The following is a 21,516-nucleotide window of genomic DNA, read 5'->3' as shown; positions in this document are numbered from 1 at the left end:
GTATCAGGTTGTGAAGCAGGGTTCAGCCGATGGTGAGTACGGCCTTCCCCCGGATCCGGCGCTCCAGCAGCGCGGCTGCGGCCTCGGTCGCGGTCGTCCAGTCGCTCACCTGGTCCACCCGCGCCTGCAGCCGGCCTTCGGCGACCAGGGCCGCCAGGTAGCCGAGGTCGGCCCCGGTCTCGCCGCCGGCCTGGATGCCGATCAGGGTGAACTGGCCGGCGACCAGCTGGTAGGGCTGGATCGGTGTCGGCTCGCCGGAGGTGGCGCCGATGGAGATCACGACTCCGCCGGAGGCGGTGTGCCCGAGCAGCTCGGTGAGCAGCGGGCCGCCGACGTTGTCGAGGATGATGTCGACCGGGCTGTCGATCTCCTCGGGGCCGGTGATGACGTGGTCCGCGCCGAGCTCGGCCAGGCCCTCGCCGCGCGCACGGCTGCCGACCAGCGCGTAGACCTCGGCGCCCGCCAGGTGGGCGAGCTGGACGGCGAAGCTGCCGACCCCGCCCGAGGCGCCGGTGACGGCGACCCGATGGCCGGGCCGGACCTTGGCCCGGCGCAGCGCGCGCAGCGCGGTCAGGCCGGCGACCGGCAGTGCGGCCGCCTGGACGAAGTCCACCGAGTCGGGCAGGACGGCGAGTTCGTCCACGTGTACCGCCCGCAGCTCGGCCCAGCCGCCGTTCCAGCCCCAGGTCACGACGCGGTCTCCGGGCTTGGGCCCCCGGCCGGAGGCGGCGGCCCGCTCGACCACCCCGGACGCGTCCCAGCCGGGGACGGTGCCGTCGGGCCGGTCGTCGCCGGGCTTGGGCAGCTCGCCGTAGTTCAGCGAGGTCGCCGCGATCCGGACGAGCACCTCGTCGGGACCCGGCACCGGATCGGGGACGTCGGCCGGGATGAGCTGGCCCGGAGCGGAGCGGTCGATGACGAGAGCACGCATGGTGTGAACCCCTTCGGTTCCGATTACTGGAGAGGTGGAATCACTGCCCGGCCGGATGTATTCCCGGCACACCGAAGCAGATTGACCCCCAGTCAGACGTTCGAGCCGTCGTCGATGGCGAGCGTGGCGGCGGTCACGGAGGCCGCCTCGGGCGAGACCGGGTAGGCCACCGCGTGGGCGACCTCCTCGGCCGTCCCGTAGCGGTTGAAGACGGTCTGCGAGCGCTGGTGGTCGGCCCTGGGCCCGCCGGCGGGGTTCATGCCGGTGTCGGTCGAACCGGGTGCGACCTGGTTGACCGTGATGCCGCGCGGCCCGAGGTCGCGTGCCGGCCCCTGGGTCAGCCCGCTGATGGCGGCCTCGCTCATGGCGTACGCCGTCATTCCGGGGCCGGGCCTGTTCAGCAGGTCCAGGGCCTGTCGCCCCTGAACTCGCGGTAGCGGTCGAGCGCCTGCAGGTACAGCTGGTGCTTGCTCCCGAAGGTCGCGTAGCTGCTGCCCCGGTTGATGCCGAGGTGGTCCACCAGATCCTGCATCGAGCCGCAGCGTCTTCGGTCAGCCGCAGTCCCCCCGGACCGCGTAGAGGGCGACCGTGATGCCATGCACCGCCCGGGTGCGGCAGAGCTTGAACCGGGCGGCGAGTACGGCGAGTTTGGCCTGGTCTCGTGCGGAGGAGGCGGCCCGCGGTCGCGGGTCGGTGACCAGGACCACCCGGTGCTGGGCGGCCACGGCGGCCCGGATCCGCGCGGGTTCGGCCTCCACTCCGTTGATGGTGCCGGAGTCCGCACCGGTCCGTACCAGTGCGAGGTCGTGCAGCCCGGCGAAGGCGGCCGGGTCGTAGAGCTCGGCCTCCCGGCGGGCACCGGGGACGAAGAGCACGCCGTCCCCGGGGCGGCCGAGGTCCCGCGCCGCCCGGGCAGCCGCCGCAACGTCGTTGGGCCTGCTCTGCGGCGTCCGCAGCCCGCGTTCGAAGGGCAGCGGCACCAGTACCAGCAGCGCCAGTGCGAGCGCCGCGGCCACCGGCCGCCCGGCGACCGACCAGCCGGTCAGCCCGGCCGGCAGCCGGGCCCAGGCCCGGTCGAGGGCGAGGCCGAGCAGCAGCGCGAGACCGGCGTAGCTGAACACCACATAGCGGTCCACGTACAGCGGGTCGAGGTAGGAGACCAGGATCAGCACCGCCGGCGGCAGTACCAGCAGCGGCAGCGCCAACGCCCGCGTCCCGCACGGCGCTCCGGGGACGGCGGGCGGGCGCAGACGGGCGCAGAGTGCGCCGACGGCGCTGGTCAGGGCCGGGGCCCAGATGTCGGACCAGCCGGGCGTCGTGATCCAGGCGACCTGGTCCGCCTGCGCCCGGCTGATCAGTACCAGCGGCAGCAGGCCCACCAGTACCGCCGTCGTCGCCACGGCCCAGCCGGCCCACACCCGGCGTCCGGCCCGGCCCCAGCAGAGCGTCAGCGCATGGCCGGCCACCGCCAGCACCGCGAACTCGTGCAGCACCGCTCCGAGCAGCATCACCGCGCCGTACGCCGTCCAGGTGCGGATGGCCGGCCGCTGCCAGGCGCGGACCAGCAGCAGGCTGCCGACCGCCACCGCCGCGCACACCGAGGCGTAACTGCGGCCCTCCTGCGCGTACTGCTGCACGGCGGGCAGCAACGCGAAGACCAGCCCGGCCAGCAGCCCGGCCCGGCGCCCGGCGAGGCGGCGGCCGGTCTCGGCCAGCGCTCCCGCGGCGAGCGCCATGGCGAGCACCGAGGGCAGGCGGAGTGCCGGCAGGCCGCCGTCCCAGAACCGGAAGACGGTGTTGAGGATCAGGTAGTGCAGCCCGTGCACCGCGTCGATCCCGTGCAGCAGCCGCCAGATCTCCGGCAGGCTGCGGTGGGCGACCTGATAACTCACCACCTCGTCGCGCCAGATGCTCCCGCCCCGCTCGATGCCCCAGAGTCCGAGCAGCAGGGTGAGCAGGGCCGGCGGAAGCCACACCGGCCGGGAACGGGTCGGCGACGGCGAACTGTCGTTGGTCACGGTCAACCAGTATGCGGAACACCCGTTCCACGCCGGACCGGCCGGCGGCGCCCCGGGACCCTCAGCGGCCGCCCTGGCTGGGCACCGCATGGCCGGCCCGTCCGACCGCAGCACCGTTCAGGCGCGCACTCCTGACGGCTCATCTGCTCCAGGATCCGTGGTGGGGGTTGTGGTGCGGGCCGGTCGGCCGGTCGGAGTCGGGTGGGGGCGGGGGCTGGCGGCGGTGGGTGCCGCCGCCCCGCAGCCGGCCGCGCAGGTCCTTGGGAGGCAGGACCTCCGCCCACCGCTCGGGGTACTCGGACGGGACGTCGAAGTCCTCCTCCTCGTCCTCGAGGTCCTCCTCGTGCCCCTCCGCGAGCCCGAGCTCCCGTGCCAGCCGGGCCCGTTCCACCGCCCGGCGCCGGCTGACCTCCCGGACCACCGCCGCCGCGGCCTCCTCGTCGGCCCGCTCGTTCTCGGCCCGGGCGTCGGCGGTCTGCACCGTCGGCCACCTGCGGTCTATGGCGGCGTTCATCGCGGCGCCGATCAGCACGGCCAGTGCGACCACGCCGATCCACAGCAGTACGGCCACCGGTGCGGCCAGCGACCCGTACACCGAGGGGCCCTCGACCGAGTGCACCAGGTAGATCCGGAGCAGCACGCTGCAGACCACCAGTACGCCGAGGGCGACCAGCGCGCCGGGGATGTCCTCGCGCCAGGGGGTGCTGACCGGGACGGCCACGTGGTAGAGCGTGGTGAGGAAGGCGACCAGCAGCAGGATACTGGCGGGCCAGTACAGCGCGTTGATCACGCCCGCCGCCATGGGCAGCTCGTAGACGACCAGCCCCGGGCCGGCCACCAGCAGCGGCAGTACCAGCGAGCCGATCACCAGGGCGCCGAGGTAGAGGCCGAGCGACATCAGCCGGGTCTTGACGATGCCTCGCTTGCCGTCGAGTCCGTACATCACGGTGATGGTGTCGATGAAGATGTACAGGGCGCGTGAGCCGGACCAGAGCGAGAACAGGAAGCCGATCGAGATGAGGTCGGGACGGCCGTTGTCGAAGACCCCGGTGAGCAGCGGCTGGACGATCTGGTCGATCGAGCTGGGTGAGAGCACCGTCCCGGCTGCCGAGACGATGTCCTGCTTGAGCTTGTCGATGGTGCCGGCGCCGAGGATCTCGTCCAGGTAGCCGAGGGTGCCGGCCAGGCAGAGCAGCAGCGGCGGGATGGAGAGCAGGGTGAAGAACGCGGCCTCCGCGGCGAGTCCGGTGACGCGGTACTCGACGCAGGTGTTGGTGGTGTCCTTGATCAGTGCCCAGAGTGTGGTCCGCCATGCCGCCCGGGCACGCCGGCGCCTGCCACGGCGTCGCGTAGGCCGGTCGGGCGTCGTCCTGGAGGTTTCCCCTGCTGGTTGCACGCCCCTACGGTAGCGGGCCCGCCGCCCCCTCCCGGTCCGAGCGGCGACGCACCCGCCGGGGCCCGTCGACCGGCCTGCCTGCCGTGCCGTCAGACGGTGGTGCGGGTACGCCCCGGACGGCATCGCGTACGACATATATAGGGGAGTGATCGGACGGCTGCCCCGGCCGTCCGCGCAGAGCGGCACCCGCCCCGGCGACCCGGGCCTGCGGCCGACCCACTGTGTCTCAAGTAGTGAAACCGCTGGGTCCACTATTCGGATGTTAGTGGACCGCGAGTCGTTCGCCGTGCGAATCTCTTGCCATGCCTAGCGCCGGAGCCACCCTGGTAGGTCGACTGCACGTCGATCTCCTTCGCGTGTCCAGCGCCATCTGTCCGGTGACCTGAGCCCCAGCCCCCCGCACCCGGCGCCACCCCTTGCCGTTCCCGCAGACGCGGACGCATCGGCGCCCTCCGGCCGAGGTCACTGTCCGCCTGAATCTGCTTGTTTCCGCAGGTCAGTGGCGGTTTCGCGGTCGGGATGCCAGCCCGCCCCCAGCCTGCTGCCTAAGGACGACACCATGGCCACCACTCCCGAGACGGTCGAGCCCGCGGCCGACGGCGCACCCGCGCGCCGCCCTGCCGCCGCCCGCAAGGTGACCCGCCACCGTGGCGAGGGCCAGTGGGGCATGGGCCACTTCACCCCGCTGAACGCCAACGAGCAGTTCAAGAAGGACGACGACGGTCTCAATGTACGGACACGTATTGAGACGATCTACGCGCACCGGGGGTTCGACTCCATCGACCCGGCCGACCTTCGCGGCCGGATGCGCTGGTGGGGCCTGTACACCCAGCGCAAGGAGGGCATCGACGGCGGCAAGACGGCCATCCTGGAGCCGCACGAGCTGGACGCCGAGTACTTCATGCTGCGGGTGCGCATCGACGGCGGCCGGCTGACCGCCGCCCAGCTCAGGACGGTCGGCGAGGTCTCCGAGGAGTACGCCCGGGGCACCGCCGACCTGACCGACCGGCAGAACGTCCAGTACCACTGGATCCGCATCGAGGACGTCCCGGCGATCTGGCGGAAGCTGGAGGCCGTCGGCCTGTCCACCACCGAGGCCTGCGGTGACACCCCCCGCACCGTCCTCGGCTCGCCGGTCGCCGGTGTCGCCGAGGACGAGATCATCGACGGCACGCCCGCCATCGAGGAGATCCAGCGCCGCTTCATCGGCAACCCCGACTACTCCAACCTGCCGCGCAAGTTCAAGACCGCGATCTCCGGCTCGCCGCTGCTGGACGTGGCACACGAGATCAACGACGTCGCCTTCGTCGGCGTGGTCCACCCCGAGCACGGGCCGGGCTTCGACCTGTGGGTCGGCGGCGGCCTGTCCACCAACCCGAGGCTGGGCGTCCGGCTCGGCGCCTGGGTACCGCTGGAGCAGGTACCGGACGTCTTCGGCGGCGTGATCGGCATCTTCCGCGACTACGGCTACCGGCGGCTGCGCAACCGTGCCCGGCTGAAGTTCCTGGTCGCCGACTGGGGCGCGGTGAAGTTCCGTCAGGTGCTGGAGGACGAGTACCTCGGGCACCGGCTGACCGACGGCCCCGCGCCCGAGGAGCCCGCCGGCCGCTGGCGCGACCACGTCGGCGTGCACCGGCAGAAGGACGGAAGGTACTACGTCGGCTTCGCCCCGCGCGTCGGCCGGGTCAACGGCAAGCTGCTCTCGCAGATCGCCGACCTGGCCGCCGAGCACGGCTCCGACCGGGTGCGCACCACCGCCGAGCAGAAGATGCTGATCCTCGACATCGCCGAGGACCGCGTCGAGTCGCTGGTGGCGGGCCTGGAGGCACTGGACCTGCGGGTCGCCCCGTCCCCGTTCCGCCGCGGCACCATGGCCTGCACCGGCATCGAGTACTGCAAGCTCGCGATCGTCGAGACCAAGGAGCGCGGCCGCACCCTGATCGACGAACTGGAGCGGCGCCTGCCCGGGTTCGACGAGCCGCTGACCATCAACATCAACGGCTGCCCGAACGCCTGCGCCCGGATCCAGGTCGCGGACATCGGCCTCAAGGGCCAGCTGGTGACGGACGAGAACGGCGAACAGGTCGAGGGCTACCAGGTGCACCTCGGCGGCGCACTGGGCCTCGAGGCCGGCTTCGGCCGCAAGGTCCGCGGGCTCAAGGTCACCAGCGCCGGCCTGCCCGACTACGTCGAGCGGCTGCTGACCCGCTACCGGGCCGAGCGCCACGAGGGCGAGCGGTTCGCCCAGTGGGCCGCCCGCGCCGACGAGGAGGCCCTGTCATGAGCGAGCGAGCCGCACCGTTCTACTGCCCGTACTGCGGGGACGAGGACCTGCGCCCCTCCGAGGCCGGCCACGGCTCCTGGGAGTGCGCGGCCTGCCGCCGGGCCTTCCAGCTGAAGTTCCTGGGACTGCTGTCGACTGCCAACGGGGGAACGGCACATGAGCACTGATCTGGAGGAGCTCGCGACCAGGGCCGGCCGCGAGCTGGAGGAGGCCACCGCTCAGGAGATCCTGCGCTGGGCCGCCGACACCTTCGGCAGCCGGCTCTGCGTCACCTCCTCGATGGCGGACGCCGTCGTCGCCCATCTCGCCGCAACCGTGTTCCCCGGCGTGGACGTGGTGTTCCTGGACACCGGCTACCACTTCGCCGAGACCATCGGCACCCGGGACGCGGTGGCGGCGACCATGCCGGTCAACGTCGTCACCCTCACCCCGAAACTCACCGTGGCCGAGCAGGACGCCCGGTACGGGCCGCGGCTGCACGACCGCGACCCGGACCTGTGCTGCTCCCTGCGCAAGGTCGAGCCGCTCAACCGGGGCCTGGGCGGGTACGACGCCTGGGCGACCGGGCTGCGCCGCGACGAGTCGCCGACCCGCGCGAACACCCCGGTGGTGGCCTGGGACGCCAGGCGCCGCAAGGTGAAGATCGCGCCGATCGCCCGCTGGACCCAGGACGACGTGGACGACTACGTCAACGCCAACGGGGTGCTGCTCAACCCGCTGCTGTGGGAGGGCTACACCTCCATCGGGTGCTCACCGCTCTCCTGCACCGCCAAGCCCGGCGAGGGCGAGTCGGGCCGGGCCGGCCGATGGGCGGGCTCGGGCAGGACCGAGTGCGGCATCCACAACTGACACACAGTCAATCAACCCAGACAGCAAGGGACACCACCGTGACCACAGCCGACACCTGGGCCGCCGGGGACGCCGCGGAGGCGGCCCTCGCGGCCGACCCCTGCGAGCGCGGCGCCACCGTGTGGCTGACCGGACTGCCGAGTGCGGGCAAGACCACCCTCGCGTTCGCACTGGCCGAACGGCTGCGCGCGGAGGGCCACCGGGTCGAGGTCCTCGACGGTGACGAGATCCGCGAGTTCCTCTCCGCCGGGCTGGGCTTCAGCCGCGAGGACCGGCACACCAACGTCACCCGGATCGGCTTCGTCGCCGAGAAGCTGGCCGCCAACGGCGTCAAGGTGCTCGCCCCGGTGATCGCCCCGTACGCCGACTCCCGGGCCGCCGTGCGCGAGCGCCACACCGCGCGCGGCACCGATTTCCTGGAGATCCACGTCGCCACCCCGGTCGAGGTCTGCTCGCAGCGGGACGTCAAGGGCCTGTACGCCAAGCAGGCCGCGGGCGAGATCTCCGGGCTGACCGGCGTGGACGACCCGTACGAGGCTCCGACCGCACCCGAGCTGCGCCTTGAGACCCAGGGCCGGACGGTGGCCGAGTCGGCCGCCGAGCTGCACACCTTCCTGACCACGAGGGGCCTGGCATGACGACCGCTACCCACCGCCCGATCGAGGCCGACGAGAGCCCGTACGCGCTGTCGCACCTGGACGCCCTGGAGGCGGAGTCGGTGCACGTCTTCCGCGAGGTGGCGGGCGAGTTCGAGCGTCCGGTGATCCTGTTCTCGGGCGGCAAGGACTCCATCGTCATGCTGCACCTGGCGCTGAAGGCGTTCCACCCGGCGCCGGTGCCGTTCGCACTGCTGCACGTGGACACCGGGCACAACTTCCCCGAGGTCATCGCCTACCGCGACCGCACCGTCGCCAGGCACAACCTGCGGCTGCACGTCGCCTCCGTCCAGGAGTTCATCGACGACGGACGGCTGCGCGAGCGCCCCGACGGCACCCGCAACCCGCTGCAGACCGTCCCGCTGCTGGACGCCATCGAGACGGGCCGCTTCGACGCGGTCTTCGGCGGCGGCCGCCGCGACGAGGAGAAGGCCCGCGCCAAGGAGCGGGTCTTCAGCCTGCGCGACGAGTTCGGCGCCTGGGACCCGCGCCGCCAGCGCCCCGAACTGTGGTCGCTCTACAACGGCCGGCACGCGCCCGGCGAGCACGTCCGCGTCTTCCCGCTCTCCAACTGGACCGAGCTGGACGTGTGGCAGTACATCGAGCGGGAGGGGATCGAACTCCCCGAGATCTACTACGCCCACGAGCGCGAGGTCTTCGCCCGCGACGGCATGTGGCTGACCGCCGGCGACTGGGGCGGTCCCAAGGAGCACGAGCGCACCGAGCGCCGCCTGATCCGCTACCGCACGGTCGGCGACATGTCCTGCACCGGCGCCGTCGACTCCGACGCCGCCACCATCGCCGACGTCATCGCCGAGATCGCCGCCAGCCGCCTCACCGAGCGCGGCGCCACCCGCGCCGACGACAAGCTCTCCGAGGCCGCCATGGAAGACCGCAAGCGCGAGGGGTACTTCTAGAAATGACCACCACCACCCGGGAGGCGACCGCCACCTCCCTGCTGCGCTTCGCCACCGCCGGATCCGTCGACGACGGCAAGTCCACCCTGGTCGGCCGTCTGCTGCACGACTCCAAGTCCGTGCTCGCCGACCAGTTGGAGGCCGTCGAGCACGCCTCCCGCAACCGCGGGCAGGACGCTCCCGACCTCGCGCTGCTCACCGACGGCCTGCGCGCCGAGCGCGAGCAGGGCATCACCATCGACGTGGCCTACCGCTACTTCGCCACCCCCCGGCGGCGGTTCATCCTGGCCGACACCCCGGGGCATGTGCAGTACACCCGCAACATGGTCACCGGCGCCTCCACCGCGGAGCTCGCCGTCGTCCTGGTCGACGCCCGCAACGGCGTCGTCGAGCAGACCCGCCGGCACGCCGCCGTCGCCGCCCTGCTGCGGGTGCCGCACGTCGTCCTCGCCGTCAACAAGATGGACCTGGTCGACTACGCCGAGCCCGTCTTCGCCGCCATCGCCGAGGAGTTCACCGTGTACGCCGCCTCGCTCGGCGTACGCGACGTCGTCGCCGTCCCGATCTCCGCGCTCGCCGGGGACAACGTGGTCGAGCCCTCCGCCCACATGGACTGGTACGGCGGCCCGACCCTGCTGGAGCACCTGGAGACCGTCCCGGTCGGCAGCGACCCGAGCCGGGAGCCCACCCGCTTCCCGGTCCAGTACGTGATCCGCCCGCAGACCGAGGAGCACCCCGACTACCGCGGCTACGCGGGCCAGCTGGCCTCCGGAGTGCTGCGGGTCGGCGACCCGGTCACCGTGCTCCCCTCGGGCCACACCACCACCGTCGCCGGCATCGACGCCCTCGGCGGCCCGACCGACGTCGCCTGGGCCCCCCAGTCCGTCACCGTCCGCCTCGCCGAGGACATCGACGTCTCCCGCGGCGACCTGATCGCGGCAGCACCCGCCCCGGTTCCCACCAGGGACATCGAGGCCACCGTCTGCCACCTGAACGAGCGCCCGCTGCGCGGCGGCGACAAGGTGCTGCTCAAGCACACCACCCGTACGGTCCGCGCCCTGGTCAAGGAGATCAGCTACCGGATCGACACCGAGACTCTCGAACGGCGCGGCGACGCCACCGAGTTGACCGTCAACGACCTCGGCCACCTGGTGCTGCGCACCGCCGAGCCGCTGGCCCTGGACGACTACTCGGACAACCGCCGCACCGGATCGTTCCTCCTGATCGACCCGGCCGACGGTGCCACCCTCACCGCCGGCATGGCGGGCGAGGCCTTCGGCACCGCGGGCGGCGAGGGGGACCCCGACGAGGAGGACTGGGTCTGATGCGAGGTTCGGCCTTCTCGGGCATGGACAAGGAAGGCGGCCGCATCGGCGGAGGGACCCTCGGCAGCGGCCGGGGCGGTCTGAACCGATGTGCGGGCGGGCAGCGGCGCTGAGCCGCTGCCACCGGGCCGTCGCCGCGCCGACCACTCGGTCCGCCCGGTCCGCCCGGTCCGCCCGGCACCCCGATGCCGACCGCACTCCACCTCGACCTCCGTGAACAGGACGGCCCCCATGGCACCCAACCCGGCGATCCCGCATACCCGCAAGCACCCCGGCCCCGGCCGGATCAGACGGTCGGTCACCACCGCGGTGGCGGGCCTGACCGCCGTCGGACTGCTCTCGGCCTGCGGCTACGGCTCCCAGCGCGACAGCCAGGCAAACGCCGCACCGGCCGCCGCCACCGCCTCGGGCACGAAGCTGTCCGCCGACACCGTGAAGATCGGCTACTTCCCGAACCTGACCCACGGCACCGCCCTGGTCGGGATCAGGGACGGCTTCTTCCAGAAGGAGCTGGGCGCCACCCGGATCAGGACCCAGACCTTCAACGCCGGACCGTCCGAGATCGAGGCGCTGAACGCGGGCTCCATCGACATCGGCTGGATCGGCCCCTCCCCCGCGATCAACGGCTACACCAAGTCGAACGGGCAGTCGCTGCGGATCATCGGCGGCTCCGCCTCCGGCGGCGTCCGGCTGGTGGTCAACCCCGAGCGGATCAAGTCGCTGGACGACCTCGGCGGTAAGAGGATCGCCACCCCGCAGCTCGGCAACACCCAGGACGTCGCCCTGCTCAACTACCTTGCCGGCAAGGGCTACAAGGTCGACCCGCAGACCGGGGGCGGGGACGTCTCGGTGGTCCGCACCGACAACAAGGTCACCCCGGACGCGTACAAGTCCGGTTCCATCGACGGTGCCTGGGTACCCGAGCCGACCGCCTCCAAGCTGATCACCCTCGGCGCCAGAGAACTCCTCAACGAGAAGTCCCTGTGGCCCGACGACAAGTTCGTGATCACCAACATCATCGTCTCGCAGAAGTTCCTCAAGGAGCACCCGGACGTGGTGGAGGCCGTACTGCGCGGCTCGGTGAACGCCAACGCCTACATCAAGGCCGACCCGGACAAGGCCAAGGCCGACGCCAACGCCCAGCTCAAGACAGACGCCGGCAGTTCGCTGGACGCGGCGGTCCTCGACCCCGCCTGGCAGGACATCGACTTCGTCGACGACCCGCTGGCCGGCACCCTGCAGGCCGAGGCCGACCACGCGGTGACCGCCGGGCTGCTCAAGAAGCCCGATCTGGCCGGGATCTACGACCTGACCCTGCTCAACAAGGTGCTCAAGGAGAAGGGCCGGCCCGCCGTCGCGGACGCCGGACTCGGCGCCAGGTAACCGCCCGCACAGCCCCGTGGCCCGCCCCCGCTCCGTCCCCGTCGATGCCAAGTCACCGGACGGCGCAGGGCCGGGCACCGGCCCCGGCCTCCCGCCCGGCCGCCCTCCTCGACCCCGACGGACAGGAGGGGCTCCCTCCTCGACCCCGACGGACAGGAGGGACCCGGCCCATGACCACTCTTCAGGAGACTCCCGGAATGACCCCGGCTCCGACCATCTCGAAGGCCGCCACCGGCGACGAGGCCGCCGACGCGTCCGCCGTCCGGCTCTCGCACGTCCACAAGACCTACGGCCGCCCCGGCACCGCCGCCCCGGTCCTCGACGACATCTCGCTCGACGTCGCGCCCGGCGAGTTCGTGACCCTGCTCGGCGCCTCGGGCTGCGGCAAGTCCACCCTGCTCAACCTGGTCGCCGGACTCGACCGGCCCACCGCCGGCACCATCGAGGTCCCCGGCGGCCGTCCGGCGCTGATGTTCCAGGAGCACGCGCTCTTCCCCTGGCTCACCGCGGGCCGCAACATCGAGCTCGCCCTCCGACTGGCCGGCGTACCGCGCGCCGAACGCCGCCCGGAGGCCGAGCGCCTGCTCGAACTGGTCCGGCTCGCCGGCTCGTACGGCAAGCGGGTGCACGAACTCTCCGGCGGTATGCGCCAGCGCGTGGCACTGGCCCGCGCGCTCGCCCAGGGCAGCCGGGTGCTGCTGATGGACGAGCCGTTCGCGGCCCTGGACGCCATCACCCGGGACGTGCTGCACGACGAGATCACCCGGATCTGGGCCGAGCGGCAGCTCACCGTCCTGTTCGTCACGCACAACGTCCGCGAGGCCGTCCGGCTCGCCCAGCGCGTCGTACTGCTCTCCTCCCGGCCCGGCCGCCTGCGCCGCGAGTGGCGGATCGACCTGCCCCAGCCGCGCCGCATCGAGGACTCCGGCGTCGCGGACCTGTCCGTCGAGATCACCGAAGAACTGCGTGGGGAGATCCGCCGCCATGGCAAGCACTGACACCGCACCCGTGCCGGTCGAGGGCTCCCCGGCCGGGGACGCACCGGCCAAGGGCCCGGTCAGCACCGAGGACCTCGGCGCCGGCCTGGACGCGCTGGACAGCGTGGTCGTCCAGCGCATCCCGATCGCCCGGACCCTGCGGGACAAGGTCCTCCCGCCGGTGGTCGCCACAGTGGTGGTGCTCGGCCTGTGGCAGCTGGCCTTCAGCCTCCACCTCGCCGACACCTACAAGCTGCCCAGCCCCGCCATGGTCTGGCACTCGCTGACCGAACTCTGGTACGCCGGAACGCTGTTCTCGATCATCTGGACCAGCGTCTGGCGCGGCGTCTCCGGCTTCCTCGCCGCCGTCGTGATCGGCACACCGATCGGACTGCTGGTCGCCCGGCTGAAGTTCGTCCGCGCCGCGCTCGGACCGATCCTCTCCGGCCTCCAGTCGCTGCCCTCGGTCGCCTGGGTGCCCGCCGCCGTGATCTGGCTCGGCATCAACGACTCCGCGATGTACGCCGTGATCCTGCTCGGAGCCGTCCCCTCCATAGCCAACGGCCTGGTCTCCGGCGTCGACCAGGTCCCCCCGCTCTTCCTGCGGGCCGGCCGCACCATGGGCGCCACCGGCCTGGCCGGCGCCCGCCACGTCCTGCTGCCCGCCGCCCTCCCCGGCTACCTGGCCGGCCTCAAGCAGGGCTGGGCGTTCTCCTGGCGCTCCCTGATGGCCGCCGAACTCATCGCCTCCTCCCCCGACCTGGGGCTGGGCCTGGGCCGCTACCTGGAGAACCGGCGCGAGGACATCGACATGCCCGGCGTCCTGCTCGGCATCATCCTGATCCTCGTCGTCGGCATCGCCATCGACCTGCTGGTCTTCTCCCCGATCGAACGCCGCGTGCTGCGCGGCCGGGGCCTGCTGGTCACCACCCGCTGACACCCGCCCGCCGCAGCCGCCGGACTCCCCCACCGACGCCTGATCACACCGAAGGGCCGCCCATGTCCACGAGCAGACCGCCCGCCTCCACCCCGGCCCGCCGCACCGCCGGCCGGTCGGCGGCGGCCTGCCCGGAAGCGGCCGGCCCCTCGGCCGGGCTCGCCGAAGGCCCGCTCGGCCGCCTCCGCCCGCTCCCGGACTCAGCGCGAACCCCCTCTCCCCGTACGGCGCTCCAGGCCCCCGCTCTGCTGCTGATCGCGCACGGCAGCCGCGACCCCCGGCACGCCGCCACCGTGGACGCCCTCGCCGGGCTGCTGCGCCCGCTGCGCCCCGGACTGGAGATCGCCACCGCCTACCTGGACCACTGCGCCCCGCGCATCCCCCAGGTGCTCGGCCGGCTGGGCACCGCCCCCGCAGTCGCCGTACCGCTACTGCTCAACCGGGCCTTCCACGCCAAGAGCGACATCCCGGCCGCCCTGCGCGAGGCAGGCGCCGACCTGCCGCTGGCCGAGGTCCTCGGCCCGTCCCCGCTGCTCCTCGCCGCCCTCGACCGCCGGCTGGCCGAGGCGGGTTGCGACGTACGCTCCGCCGCCGTGCGCGCCCGCACCGGGGTGGTCCTGGCCGCGGCCGGCTCCTCCGACCCGGCCGCCGACGCCGCCACCCGGGCGCTCGCCGCCGACTGGCGGCGCACCCGGGGCTGGGCCGCCGTCGAGGTCGCCTACGCCTCGGCCGCCGGCCCGCGCGTCCCCGAGGCCGTTGCCGCGCTGCGCGCCTCGGGCGCCGCCCAAGTCGCCGTCGCGCCCTACCTGTTGGCCCCCGGGCTGCTCCCCGACCGCATCGCCGAGGCCGCCGCCGACGCCGGAGTCGACCTCACCGCCCCCGTCCTCGGCGCCGCGCCGGAACTCGCCCGCCTCCTGCTGCACCGGTACGACCGGGCGCGCCGGGCCGCCGACCGGACCACCGCGCTGATCGCCTGAGCGCTCGCGCCGCCTCCGCGCCGAACCGGCGTTTCTTGCGCGTCAAGCGGGATCGTCGAGACTGGGCGTCATGACATCGAATCAGACCGGCCCACTCATCGGCGGCATATTCGGACTGGTCTTCATCCAGGCCAACGCCGGCGCCCTCCCACAGGCCGTCGGCGTCCCCCTGCGAGTACTCGGGGCCGCCGCGTTCCTCGGGCTGTTCGTCGCACTGCGAAGGGCCCGCGCACCCCGGACCGCCGACACGCCGCAGCGGACCTTCGGCCGGGGCTACTGGCTCGTGGTGGCCGCCGAGGTGATCGCCTTGGCCGCCGGACTCGTCGTCATCAACTCCGTGCTGCACGCCCCGCACGCGGTGGTCGGCTGGATCGCCCTGGTCGTCGGCGTGCACTTCTTCGGCCTCGCGGCCGTCTGGCGGATGCCGTCCCTGCGCCGGCTCGCCGCCGCACTGTCGGCCTGCGGCGCCGTCGGCCTGGCCCTGGCCGCCTCCGGCTTCTCCCCCGCGGTCATCGCGGCGGTCTCGGGCATCGCACCGGGCGTCCTGCTGCTCGCCTCCGTATGGTCGAGCGTCCTCGCCAAGCCGGGGCGCGGCACCTCCCCCGCCTGATCCACAACCCGCCCGCTCCGCCGGGCCGGGTGCGGCGGCTCAGGATGCCTTGCGGTGCTGGTACTCGGCCACGGCCGCGGTGATCACACTGAGCGGCACCGTCGCCTCCTGATCGGCGATCGCCGCCTCGATCCACTCCCGCATGATCGAGGTGGGCCGCACCCCCCGCACCTGGGCACGCCGCCGCACCTCGTCCATGACCGGCTTGGGCAGACGCAGGGACGTGGTGATCATCACCGTGTCCGCAGGCCGCGCCTCTGCGGGCTCCGCGCCCATGATCTCGTCCTCGGTCAGCTCATGCGTCTCGTAGTACTCGGCGAGCGCATCGGTCTCGTTACCGTTGTCCGTCATCACGTCACCTCAGCTCGTTCGCTTGAGGAACAGGCGCCGCTCCGCGACGGTCATCTCCCGCGCGGTGACGCAGTACCAGCTGGACCCCTGCGTATTGCTCGACACCAGCACCGCCACGAGGAACCGTCCCGCGTCCGTCACTCCGAGGCAGAGTGTGGATCCTTCCCTTCCCCTGGCGAACCAGTGGGGACGGGTGAAGACGATCTGCTCAACCTCGACGGGCGTGACACCGTGCCTGGCGATGTGCTCCTCGGACCGGTCGGTCCAGTAGATCTCACTATGCACGACCAGCAGTGTGATGCAAATGCATTGCACTCATCCTGTCCGAGTCACCACTCCGCGTGACGGCGCTCGGGAGCATTCACCGGGCGCGCGGAGATCAACACGCCCTCCGGCCCGGGCCGTCCGGGCCGCCCGCGATGAGGCTCAGTCGGCCAGACGCCGCGTCAGCTGCTCTCGCGCCCAGGTGTCAGGGCAGGACGCCGACGCCTGACGCAGGCCCGCCTCGAAGCGCTCGGCCAGGTCGGCCAGGGCCTCCCGGGCGGCCAGGCTCCGCGGGGTCGGCCGCCCGGCCCGGAAGTCCTCCTCGCTCGCGTAGTCGAGGGGTGAGAGCACCCAGGGCCAGGCACCCGTCGCGCAGACCTGCTGGTACGGGTCGCCGTCCTCGACCGCCCGCACCAGGCTCTCCTGGACCCGCCGCCGCCCGACCGCCGCCATCAGGGCAGCGGCCAGCAGGCGCGGCGAACTCCGGTCGTCGTCGCTCACCAACGCCCGGACCACCAGCTCGTAGTGGCTCTCGACCGGCGCCCGCCGCCCGGACAGCTCCTGGACGGCCGCCTGCCGCTTGTGGCCGATCCGGTGGTACTGCGGAAAGTGCGGCTCCCGCTCGGCGAACGCGGCCACCCTGGGGTCGTCCGGCTCCGTCCACTCGACCCCGAGGGCCGCCAACAACTCGTCCAGGCAACCCTCCTGCCGGGCCATCCGCTCGCCGAGTTCCATCCGTCCACATCCGTCGAAGAGATCGCGCCGAAACCGCTCCGGCAGGCCGCCGCAGCCACCGGGGAGAAGAGCCGCAACACAGGCCAGACACCGGGAAGTTCGGGTGGCCACCGGTCAACCGGTGGCCACCCGGGCGATATTGACGCCGTGTCAGTCCGACTTGCGGCGCTGACGGCCGGTGCCGTAGTTGGAGCCGCTCTTGGAACCGGAGCCCGGCTTGGCGCGGCCGGAGGTCTTGCCGATGAAGCCGGCGGCCATCCGGCGGCCGCCGCCCTCACCCGAGCCTGCGGCACCGAGGCGCTGCTTGGGGCGCGGCCGCTTGGCGTTGCCGTTGACGTCCACGTCGGTGGGCAGGCCGGAGCGGCGGGGCGCGCGGCGGCGGGCGGGCGCCGCCGCTTCGGTGCCCGAGGCGGCGGAGCGGGCGGCGGGCGCGGGCTGAGCCTGCGCCGGGGCCGCGATCGGAAGGAGGGCGACGCCGCTGGGGGTGCGGGCACCGGTGATCCGGGTCAGTTCGGCGTCGGCCGGGCGGACCTTGGTGATGGTGGGCCGGATACCGGCCGTGGACATCAGGCGGTTGACCTCGCGGCGCTGCTCGGGCAGCACCAGGGTGACCACGGTGCCGGACTCGCCGGCCCGTGCGGTGCGGCCACCGCGGTGCAGGTAGTCCTTGTGGTCGATCGGCGGGTCGACGTTGACGACCAGGTCGAGGCCGTCGATGTGGATGCCCCGGGCCGCGACGTTGGTGGCGATCAGCGCGGTGACCTGGCCGTCGCGGAACTGGTCCAGGGTGCGGTTGCGCTGCGGCTGGGACTTGCCGCCGTGCAGCGCGGCGGCCTGCACACCGTTGGCGCGCAGCTGCTTGGCCAGCCGGTCGGCGCCGTGCTTGGTGTGCACGAACATGATCACGCGCCCCTCGCGGGCGGCGATCCGCGCGGTGGTCTCGGCCTTGTCCGCCGGCTCCAGCTGGATCAGGTGGTGGTCCATGGTGGTCACCGCGCCGGCCGAGGGATCCACCGAATGGGTGACCGGGTCGGTCAGGAAGCGGCGCACCAGGCGGTCGACGTTGCGGTCCAGGGTGGCGGAGAACAGCATCCGCTGCCCGCCCTCGGCGACCTGCTCGAGCAGCTTGGTGACCTGCGGCAGGAAGCCCATGTCGGCCATCTGGTCGGCCTCGTCGAGGACGGTGATGGCGACCTCGTCGAGCTGGACGTCCTGCCGGTTGATCAGGTCGTCCAGTCGGCCGGGGGTGGCGACCAGGACCTCGGTGCCGCGCCGCACCGCGTTGGACTGCTTGTTGATCGACATCCCGCCGACCACGGTGGTGATCCGCAGGTTGACGGCGATCGCGTACGGGGTGAGGGCCTCGGTGACCTGCTGGGCCAGCTCGCGGGTGGGCACCAGGACCAGGGCCAGCGGGCGGCGGGCCGAGGCGCGCTTTCCGGCAGTGCGGGCCAGCAGCGGCAGACCGAAGGCCAGGGTCTTGCCGGAGCCGGTACGGCCCCGGCCGAGCACGTCGCGCCCGGCGAGCGAGTCGGGCAGGGTGGCGGCCTGGATCGGGAAGGGCTCGGTGACGCCCTCCTTGCCGAGCGCGGAGAGCAGCGCCTTGGGCATCTCCAGCTCGGCGAAGCTCTCGGCAGCCGGGCGGGCGGGGGTGCCCTCGACCACGGTGAAGTCCTCGGCGGCCTGCGGCGCGGCGGCCGTACGGGCGCGCGGGGCGCGGCGCGGCGCGGACGAGCCGCGGGAGCGGTCGGCGGAGCGGGAGCGGTCGGCGGCGCGGCTGCGGTCGGTTCCGGAGCGCTCGGCGCCGTGGGTGCGGTCGGCGGCGCGGCGGCGCGGCGGGCGGGCAGGGGTGGTCATGGGTTCTCCAGTCCTGTTCGGCCGATGGCCGCGGGTACCGCGTGATGATCGCAGAGGATCGCGGGTGCCGTGGCAACGGACCATGGGATCGCCCCGGGCGGACGCCAGGGACAGGTCGGCCGTCAGGGTGTGGAGATGCGCCGCCCCGGCCGTTCGGCGGCATGGGCGAGGGCCCGCACCTTGCGGTGCGGGCCCTCGCTTCACGACATAGCTGTCGGCGTGAGCCGATGATCAGCCGATGACGCGGATGTTCTCGGCCTGCGGGCCCTTCTGGCCCTGGGTCACGTCGAACTCGACCTGCTGACCCTCGACCAGCTCACGGAAGCCCTGGGCAACGATGTTCGAGTAGTGGGCGAAGACGTCCGGGCCGCCCTCGGCCTGCTCGATGAAGCCGAAGCCCTTCTCGCTGTTGAACCACTTCACGGTGCCGGTAGCCATAACCGTCTCCTCTTTCTGGGGCACGGGACCCACACCTCGCAGGCCCCGGGTAGCCGCGATCCCCATCCGGAGACAAAACACCGGACAAAACAAATGCGCCTGTTGGTTGGTACCAGCAGGCGCACACATACGTTCATGGGAACCAAAACTGCAACTGCATCGACTGTAGCACGGTGGGGCGGTCAAATGATCGGAAAAGTTTCCCTCGCCACAGTGCGTCCACCGGAGTTTACCTGCACGGATAAGGGGGCACGCGGTGTGTTCACCGCATGCCCCCATCCGGGTACTACGGGCTGCCGCCCAGCCGTCAGCGACGGCCGGCGGGCTCCGGGTCCTCCTCGTGCGGGACGACCGTCAGCGGGGCCGCGGTCCCGCGCTCGGGCATCGCGCCGTGGCCGGGCCACCAGGCGGCACGGCCGATCAGCGCGGTCACCGCCGGGGTGAAGAAGAGCGCCATCACGAAGGCCGCGACGATGATGCCGAAGGCGATCGAGAAGCCGATCTCGCTGAACAGCACGTTGCCGGCCAGCATGAAGGTGGCGAAGGACGCGGCCAGGATGAAGCCGGCCGCACCGACGGTGGGACCGCCGTGGCGGATCGCCTCGGCCGCCGCCTCACGCGGCGAGCGCCCCTCGGCGGCCTCCTCGCGCAGTCGGGCGACCATCAGGATGTTGTAGTCGGTACCGATCGCCACCACGAACAGGTAGATGAAGATCGGCAGCATGAACATCAGGCCCGGCTGCTTGGCCACGTGCTGGAAGATCAGGCTGGTGGCACCGAGCGTGGCGCCGAAGCCGAGACCCACCGAGGCCATCAGGTACCAGGGGGCGACCACGCTGCGCAGCAGCAGGCCGAGGATCAGCATGATCAGCAGGCCGGCGGCCGGGAAGACCAGCTTGTAGTCGTGCGCCATCGCCGTGTTGATGTCCTTGTACACGGACGTGGTGCCGCCGACCAGGGCCTGGGCGCCGTCCGGGGCGTCGGCGTGGGCGGCCTTGCGCAGCTTGGTCATGGTGTCGATGGCGGCGTTGCTGGACGGGTCGTCCTTGAGCAGGACGGTGAAGTCCGCCGTGGCGCCGTCCTTGCTGAGCTGCGGCTGGGGCATGACCTGGGCCACACCCGGGACCTCGGCGAGCTTGCCCGCGTAGGTCTTCAGCGCGCCCTCGTCGAGCTTGCCGCCGTCGGCGGTGAGGTAGACGTGGCTCGGGTCGGCCGCGCCCGCCGAGAAGGCGTCCATCAGCTTGGTCTGGACGACCATGGACTCCTTGTTCTTCGGCATCGCGCTGCCGGCCAGGTCGAAGGTGCCCTTGTAGCCGAGGGCCGCCAGGGTCAGGGCGACCAGGATGCCGCCGGAGGCCAGAGCGACCATGCCGGGACGGCGCTGGACCATCCGGCCCAGAGCGGCGAAGCGGGCGCCCTCACGCTCCTCCATCCACTTCTTGCCCGGCCAGAACAGGCCCTTGGCGGGGATCACCGAGAGCACCGCGGGCACCAGGGTGACCGAGGCGATGGCGGTGACGACGACCGCGATGGCGAGCGCGGGGCCGATCGCCTTGAACATCCCGAGGCTGGAGAGCACCAGCACCGCGAAGGCGGCGGTGACCGCACCGGCCGCGGAGGTGATCGCCTCGCCGACCCGGCCGACCGCGTTGACCACGGCCGTCTTGCGGTCCTCACCGGCCCGCAGCCGCTCGCGGTAGCGGAACATCAGGAAGAGGAAGTAGTCGGTGCCGACGCCGAGCAGCACCACGATCAGGATCGCCGACATGGTGTTGTCGGCCTTCAGGTCGAAGAGCTTGGTGGCGTAGTTGATCAAGCCGTTGGCGGTCGGCGAGACCACCATCATGATCAGCAGCAGCGGCGCCAGCGCGATCAGGAGACTGCGGAAGATGACCGCCAGGATCACCAGGATCAGGAGGAAGCTGCCGATTCCGATCAGGGCGTTGGCGAGGGTGGAGGAGTCCTTGGCGTCGAGGCCGGACGCCGACGGTCCACCGACCTGGAACTTCAGCCCCGTACCGTCCGCGAGCTTGCCGCCGTCCGCGCGCAGGTCCTTGGCGACGTCGCTGTACTCGGGCTTGTTGGCGACGCTCTTGTCGATCGCCACCATGGACAGCGCGTACTTGCCGTCCTTGGACGTGGTCTGCGGGCCGACCGGGATGATCTGCTGGACGTTCTTGATGTGCTTGTCGGTCAGGCCCTGGACCACCTTCTTCATGGTGGCCTGGTCGCCCTCGTCGAGCTTGCCGCCGTCGTTGCGCTCGAAGAGCAGCATCGCACCGGGCGAGAAGTTGGCCGGGAAGGCCTTCTCCTGCAGCTGCGCGGCCTGGATGGACTCATAGTGCTTGGGCAGGAAGGCGCTCTCGTCGGTCTGCGCGGTGACGGTCGGCGCGGTGACGGCGATCGCGATCGCACCGACGAGCCAGGCGGCGATCACCCACCACGCCCGTCTGACGACGAATTGTCCTATTCGGTGGAACATGCTCGTGATGCCTCCTGGGCATGGTTCACCGCAGCCCTTGGGGGACGGGACGTCGGGCGACGGCAGGACCGGGGCAGAGCAGCGCTCTAGCCGGTCGGCAGGTAAGTAACTGAGTGCATCCTACGGGTT

Annotated in this window: 22 protein-coding genes and 1 pseudogene; 12 read left to right on the top strand and 11 right to left on the bottom strand. The window is 72.2% G+C overall.

Annotated elements, in window-relative coordinates; genetic code table 11:
* Positions 1-22 precede the first annotated feature (22 nt).
* The 5 genes and pseudogenes from ACSMTC_RS28460 to ACSMTC_RS28440 form a co-directional block, all read right to left on the bottom strand.
* Positions 23-931: a zinc-binding dehydrogenase gene (locus tag ACSMTC_RS28460; protein ID WP_436562565.1), complete on the bottom strand. Its 909-nt coding sequence runs from the start codon at positions 929-931 to the stop codon at positions 23-25.
* Positions 932-1,023: 92 nt separating this feature from the next.
* Positions 1,024-1,296 (bottom strand): SDR family oxidoreductase, encoded by a 273-nt coding sequence (locus ACSMTC_RS28455; RefSeq protein ID WP_436564838.1) that lies wholly within the window; start codon positions 1,294-1,296, stop codon positions 1,024-1,026.
* Between the two features lie 6 nt (positions 1,297-1,302).
* Positions 1,303-1,466, bottom strand: a pseudogene (locus tag ACSMTC_RS28450) (TetR/AcrR family transcriptional regulator); the annotation flags it as partial.
* A 16-nt stretch (positions 1,467-1,482) separates the two neighbouring features.
* Positions 1,483-2,949, bottom strand: a complete 1,467-nt coding sequence (locus ACSMTC_RS28445; RefSeq protein WP_436562564.1) for a glycosyltransferase family 39 protein — start codon at positions 2,947-2,949, stop codon at positions 1,483-1,485.
* Positions 2,950-3,088: 139 nt separating this feature from the next.
* Positions 3,089-4,345, bottom strand: coding sequence for a YihY/virulence factor BrkB family protein (locus ACSMTC_RS28440; RefSeq protein ID WP_436562563.1), 1,257 nt, complete (start codon positions 4,343-4,345; stop codon positions 3,089-3,091).
* A 302-nt stretch (positions 4,346-4,647) separates the two neighbouring features.
* On the opposite strand from ACSMTC_RS28440, the gene ACSMTC_RS28435 reads away from it, so the two are divergent.
* From ACSMTC_RS28435 to ACSMTC_RS28380, 12 genes are all read left to right on the top strand, one after another.
* On the top strand, positions 4,648-4,731 hold the full coding sequence (locus ACSMTC_RS28435; protein WP_317634116.1) for a putative leader peptide: 84 nt from the start codon (positions 4,648-4,650) through the stop codon (positions 4,729-4,731).
* A 173-nt stretch (positions 4,732-4,904) separates the two neighbouring features.
* Positions 4,905-6,629 (top strand): nitrite/sulfite reductase, encoded by a 1,725-nt coding sequence (locus ACSMTC_RS28430; protein WP_436562562.1) that lies wholly within the window; start codon positions 4,905-4,907, stop codon positions 6,627-6,629.
* Positions 6,626-6,796: a hypothetical protein gene (locus ACSMTC_RS28425; RefSeq protein ID WP_436562561.1), complete on the top strand. Its 171-nt coding sequence runs from the start codon at positions 6,626-6,628 to the stop codon at positions 6,794-6,796. The genes ACSMTC_RS28430 and ACSMTC_RS28425 overlap by 4 nt, the downstream gene beginning before the upstream one ends.
* Entirely contained in the window at positions 6,786-7,478 is a 693-nt protein-coding gene (locus ACSMTC_RS28420) for a phosphoadenylyl-sulfate reductase (protein ID WP_436562560.1), read from the top strand. The genes ACSMTC_RS28425 and ACSMTC_RS28420 overlap by 11 nt, the downstream gene beginning before the upstream one ends.
* Before the next feature lie 38 nt (positions 7,479-7,516).
* Complete coding sequence (gene cysC, locus ACSMTC_RS28415; protein WP_436562559.1) at positions 7,517-8,116, top strand: adenylyl-sulfate kinase; 600 nt, start codon at positions 7,517-7,519, stop codon at positions 8,114-8,116.
* The gene (cysD, locus tag ACSMTC_RS28410; protein ID WP_436562558.1) at positions 8,113-9,051 is read left to right on the top strand and encodes a sulfate adenylyltransferase subunit CysD; all 939 of its coding nucleotides are present in this window, start codon (positions 8,113-8,115) and stop codon (positions 9,049-9,051) included. The genes cysC and cysD overlap by 4 nt, the downstream gene beginning before the upstream one ends.
* Before the next feature lie 2 nt (positions 9,052-9,053).
* The gene (locus ACSMTC_RS28405) at positions 9,054-10,376 is read left to right on the top strand and encodes a sulfate adenylyltransferase subunit 1 (RefSeq protein ID WP_436562557.1); all 1,323 of its coding nucleotides are present in this window, start codon (positions 9,054-9,056) and stop codon (positions 10,374-10,376) included.
* A gap of 231 nt (positions 10,377-10,607) precedes the next feature.
* Positions 10,608-11,759: an aliphatic sulfonate ABC transporter substrate-binding protein gene (locus tag ACSMTC_RS28400; protein WP_436562556.1), complete on the top strand. Its 1,152-nt coding sequence runs from the start codon at positions 10,608-10,610 to the stop codon at positions 11,757-11,759.
* Positions 11,760-11,956: 197 nt separating this feature from the next.
* Positions 11,957-12,757 carry an ABC transporter ATP-binding protein gene (locus ACSMTC_RS28395; protein ID WP_436564837.1) on the top strand — a complete coding sequence of 267 codons (801 nt, stop codon included), beginning with the start codon at positions 11,957-11,959 and terminating at the stop codon, positions 12,755-12,757.
* Positions 12,744-13,673 carry an ABC transporter permease gene (locus ACSMTC_RS28390; protein WP_436562555.1) on the top strand — a complete coding sequence of 310 codons (930 nt, stop codon included), beginning with the start codon at positions 12,744-12,746 and terminating at the stop codon, positions 13,671-13,673. Before ACSMTC_RS28395 ends, ACSMTC_RS28390 begins: the two co-directional genes overlap by 14 nt.
* A 62-nt stretch (positions 13,674-13,735) precedes the next feature.
* The gene (locus ACSMTC_RS28385) at positions 13,736-14,650 is read left to right on the top strand and encodes a sirohydrochlorin chelatase (protein WP_436562554.1); all 915 of its coding nucleotides are present in this window, start codon (positions 13,736-13,738) and stop codon (positions 14,648-14,650) included.
* Between the two features lie 70 nt (positions 14,651-14,720).
* On the top strand, positions 14,721-15,260 hold the full coding sequence (locus tag ACSMTC_RS28380; protein ID WP_436562553.1) for a hypothetical protein: 540 nt from the start codon (positions 14,721-14,723) through the stop codon (positions 15,258-15,260).
* A gap of 39 nt (positions 15,261-15,299) precedes the next feature.
* Here ACSMTC_RS28380 and ACSMTC_RS28375 read toward each other — a convergent pair whose 3' ends face one another.
* The 6 genes from ACSMTC_RS28375 to ACSMTC_RS28350 all read right to left on the bottom strand — a co-directional run bounded on the left by ACSMTC_RS28375 (position 15,300) and on the right by ACSMTC_RS28350 (position 21,387).
* Entirely contained in the window at positions 15,300-15,611 is a 312-nt protein-coding gene (locus ACSMTC_RS28375) for a hypothetical protein (RefSeq protein ID WP_436562552.1), read from the bottom strand.
* A gap of 9 nt (positions 15,612-15,620) precedes the next feature.
* On the bottom strand, positions 15,621-15,896 hold the full coding sequence (locus tag ACSMTC_RS28370) for a hypothetical protein (RefSeq protein WP_436562551.1): 276 nt from the start codon (positions 15,894-15,896) through the stop codon (positions 15,621-15,623).
* Between the two features lie 141 nt (positions 15,897-16,037).
* Entirely contained in the window at positions 16,038-16,610 is a 573-nt protein-coding gene (locus tag ACSMTC_RS28365) for a hypothetical protein (RefSeq protein WP_436562550.1), read from the bottom strand.
* Positions 16,611-16,760: 150 nt separating this feature from the next.
* Positions 16,761-18,467: a DEAD/DEAH box helicase gene (locus ACSMTC_RS28360; protein WP_436562549.1), complete on the bottom strand. Its 1,707-nt coding sequence runs from the start codon at positions 18,465-18,467 to the stop codon at positions 16,761-16,763.
* 231 nt (positions 18,468-18,698) lie between these two features.
* The gene (locus tag ACSMTC_RS28355) at positions 18,699-18,905 is read right to left on the bottom strand and encodes a cold-shock protein (RefSeq protein ID WP_436562548.1); all 207 of its coding nucleotides are present in this window, start codon (positions 18,903-18,905) and stop codon (positions 18,699-18,701) included.
* A 307-nt stretch (positions 18,906-19,212) separates the two neighbouring features.
* Positions 19,213-21,387 (bottom strand): MMPL family transporter, encoded by a 2,175-nt coding sequence (locus ACSMTC_RS28350; RefSeq protein ID WP_436562547.1) that lies wholly within the window; start codon positions 21,385-21,387, stop codon positions 19,213-19,215.
* Positions 21,388-21,516 lie beyond the last annotated feature (129 nt).

Source organism: Kitasatospora sp. HPM-01-4, from assembly GCF_051374625.1.
In the GTDB taxonomy this organism is placed as follows: domain Bacteria; phylum Actinomycetota; class Actinomycetes; order Streptomycetales; family Streptomycetaceae; genus Kitasatospora.
The sequence above is the reverse complement of the archived record's forward strand: the minus strand, read 5'-3'. Positions and strand labels throughout refer to the sequence as shown.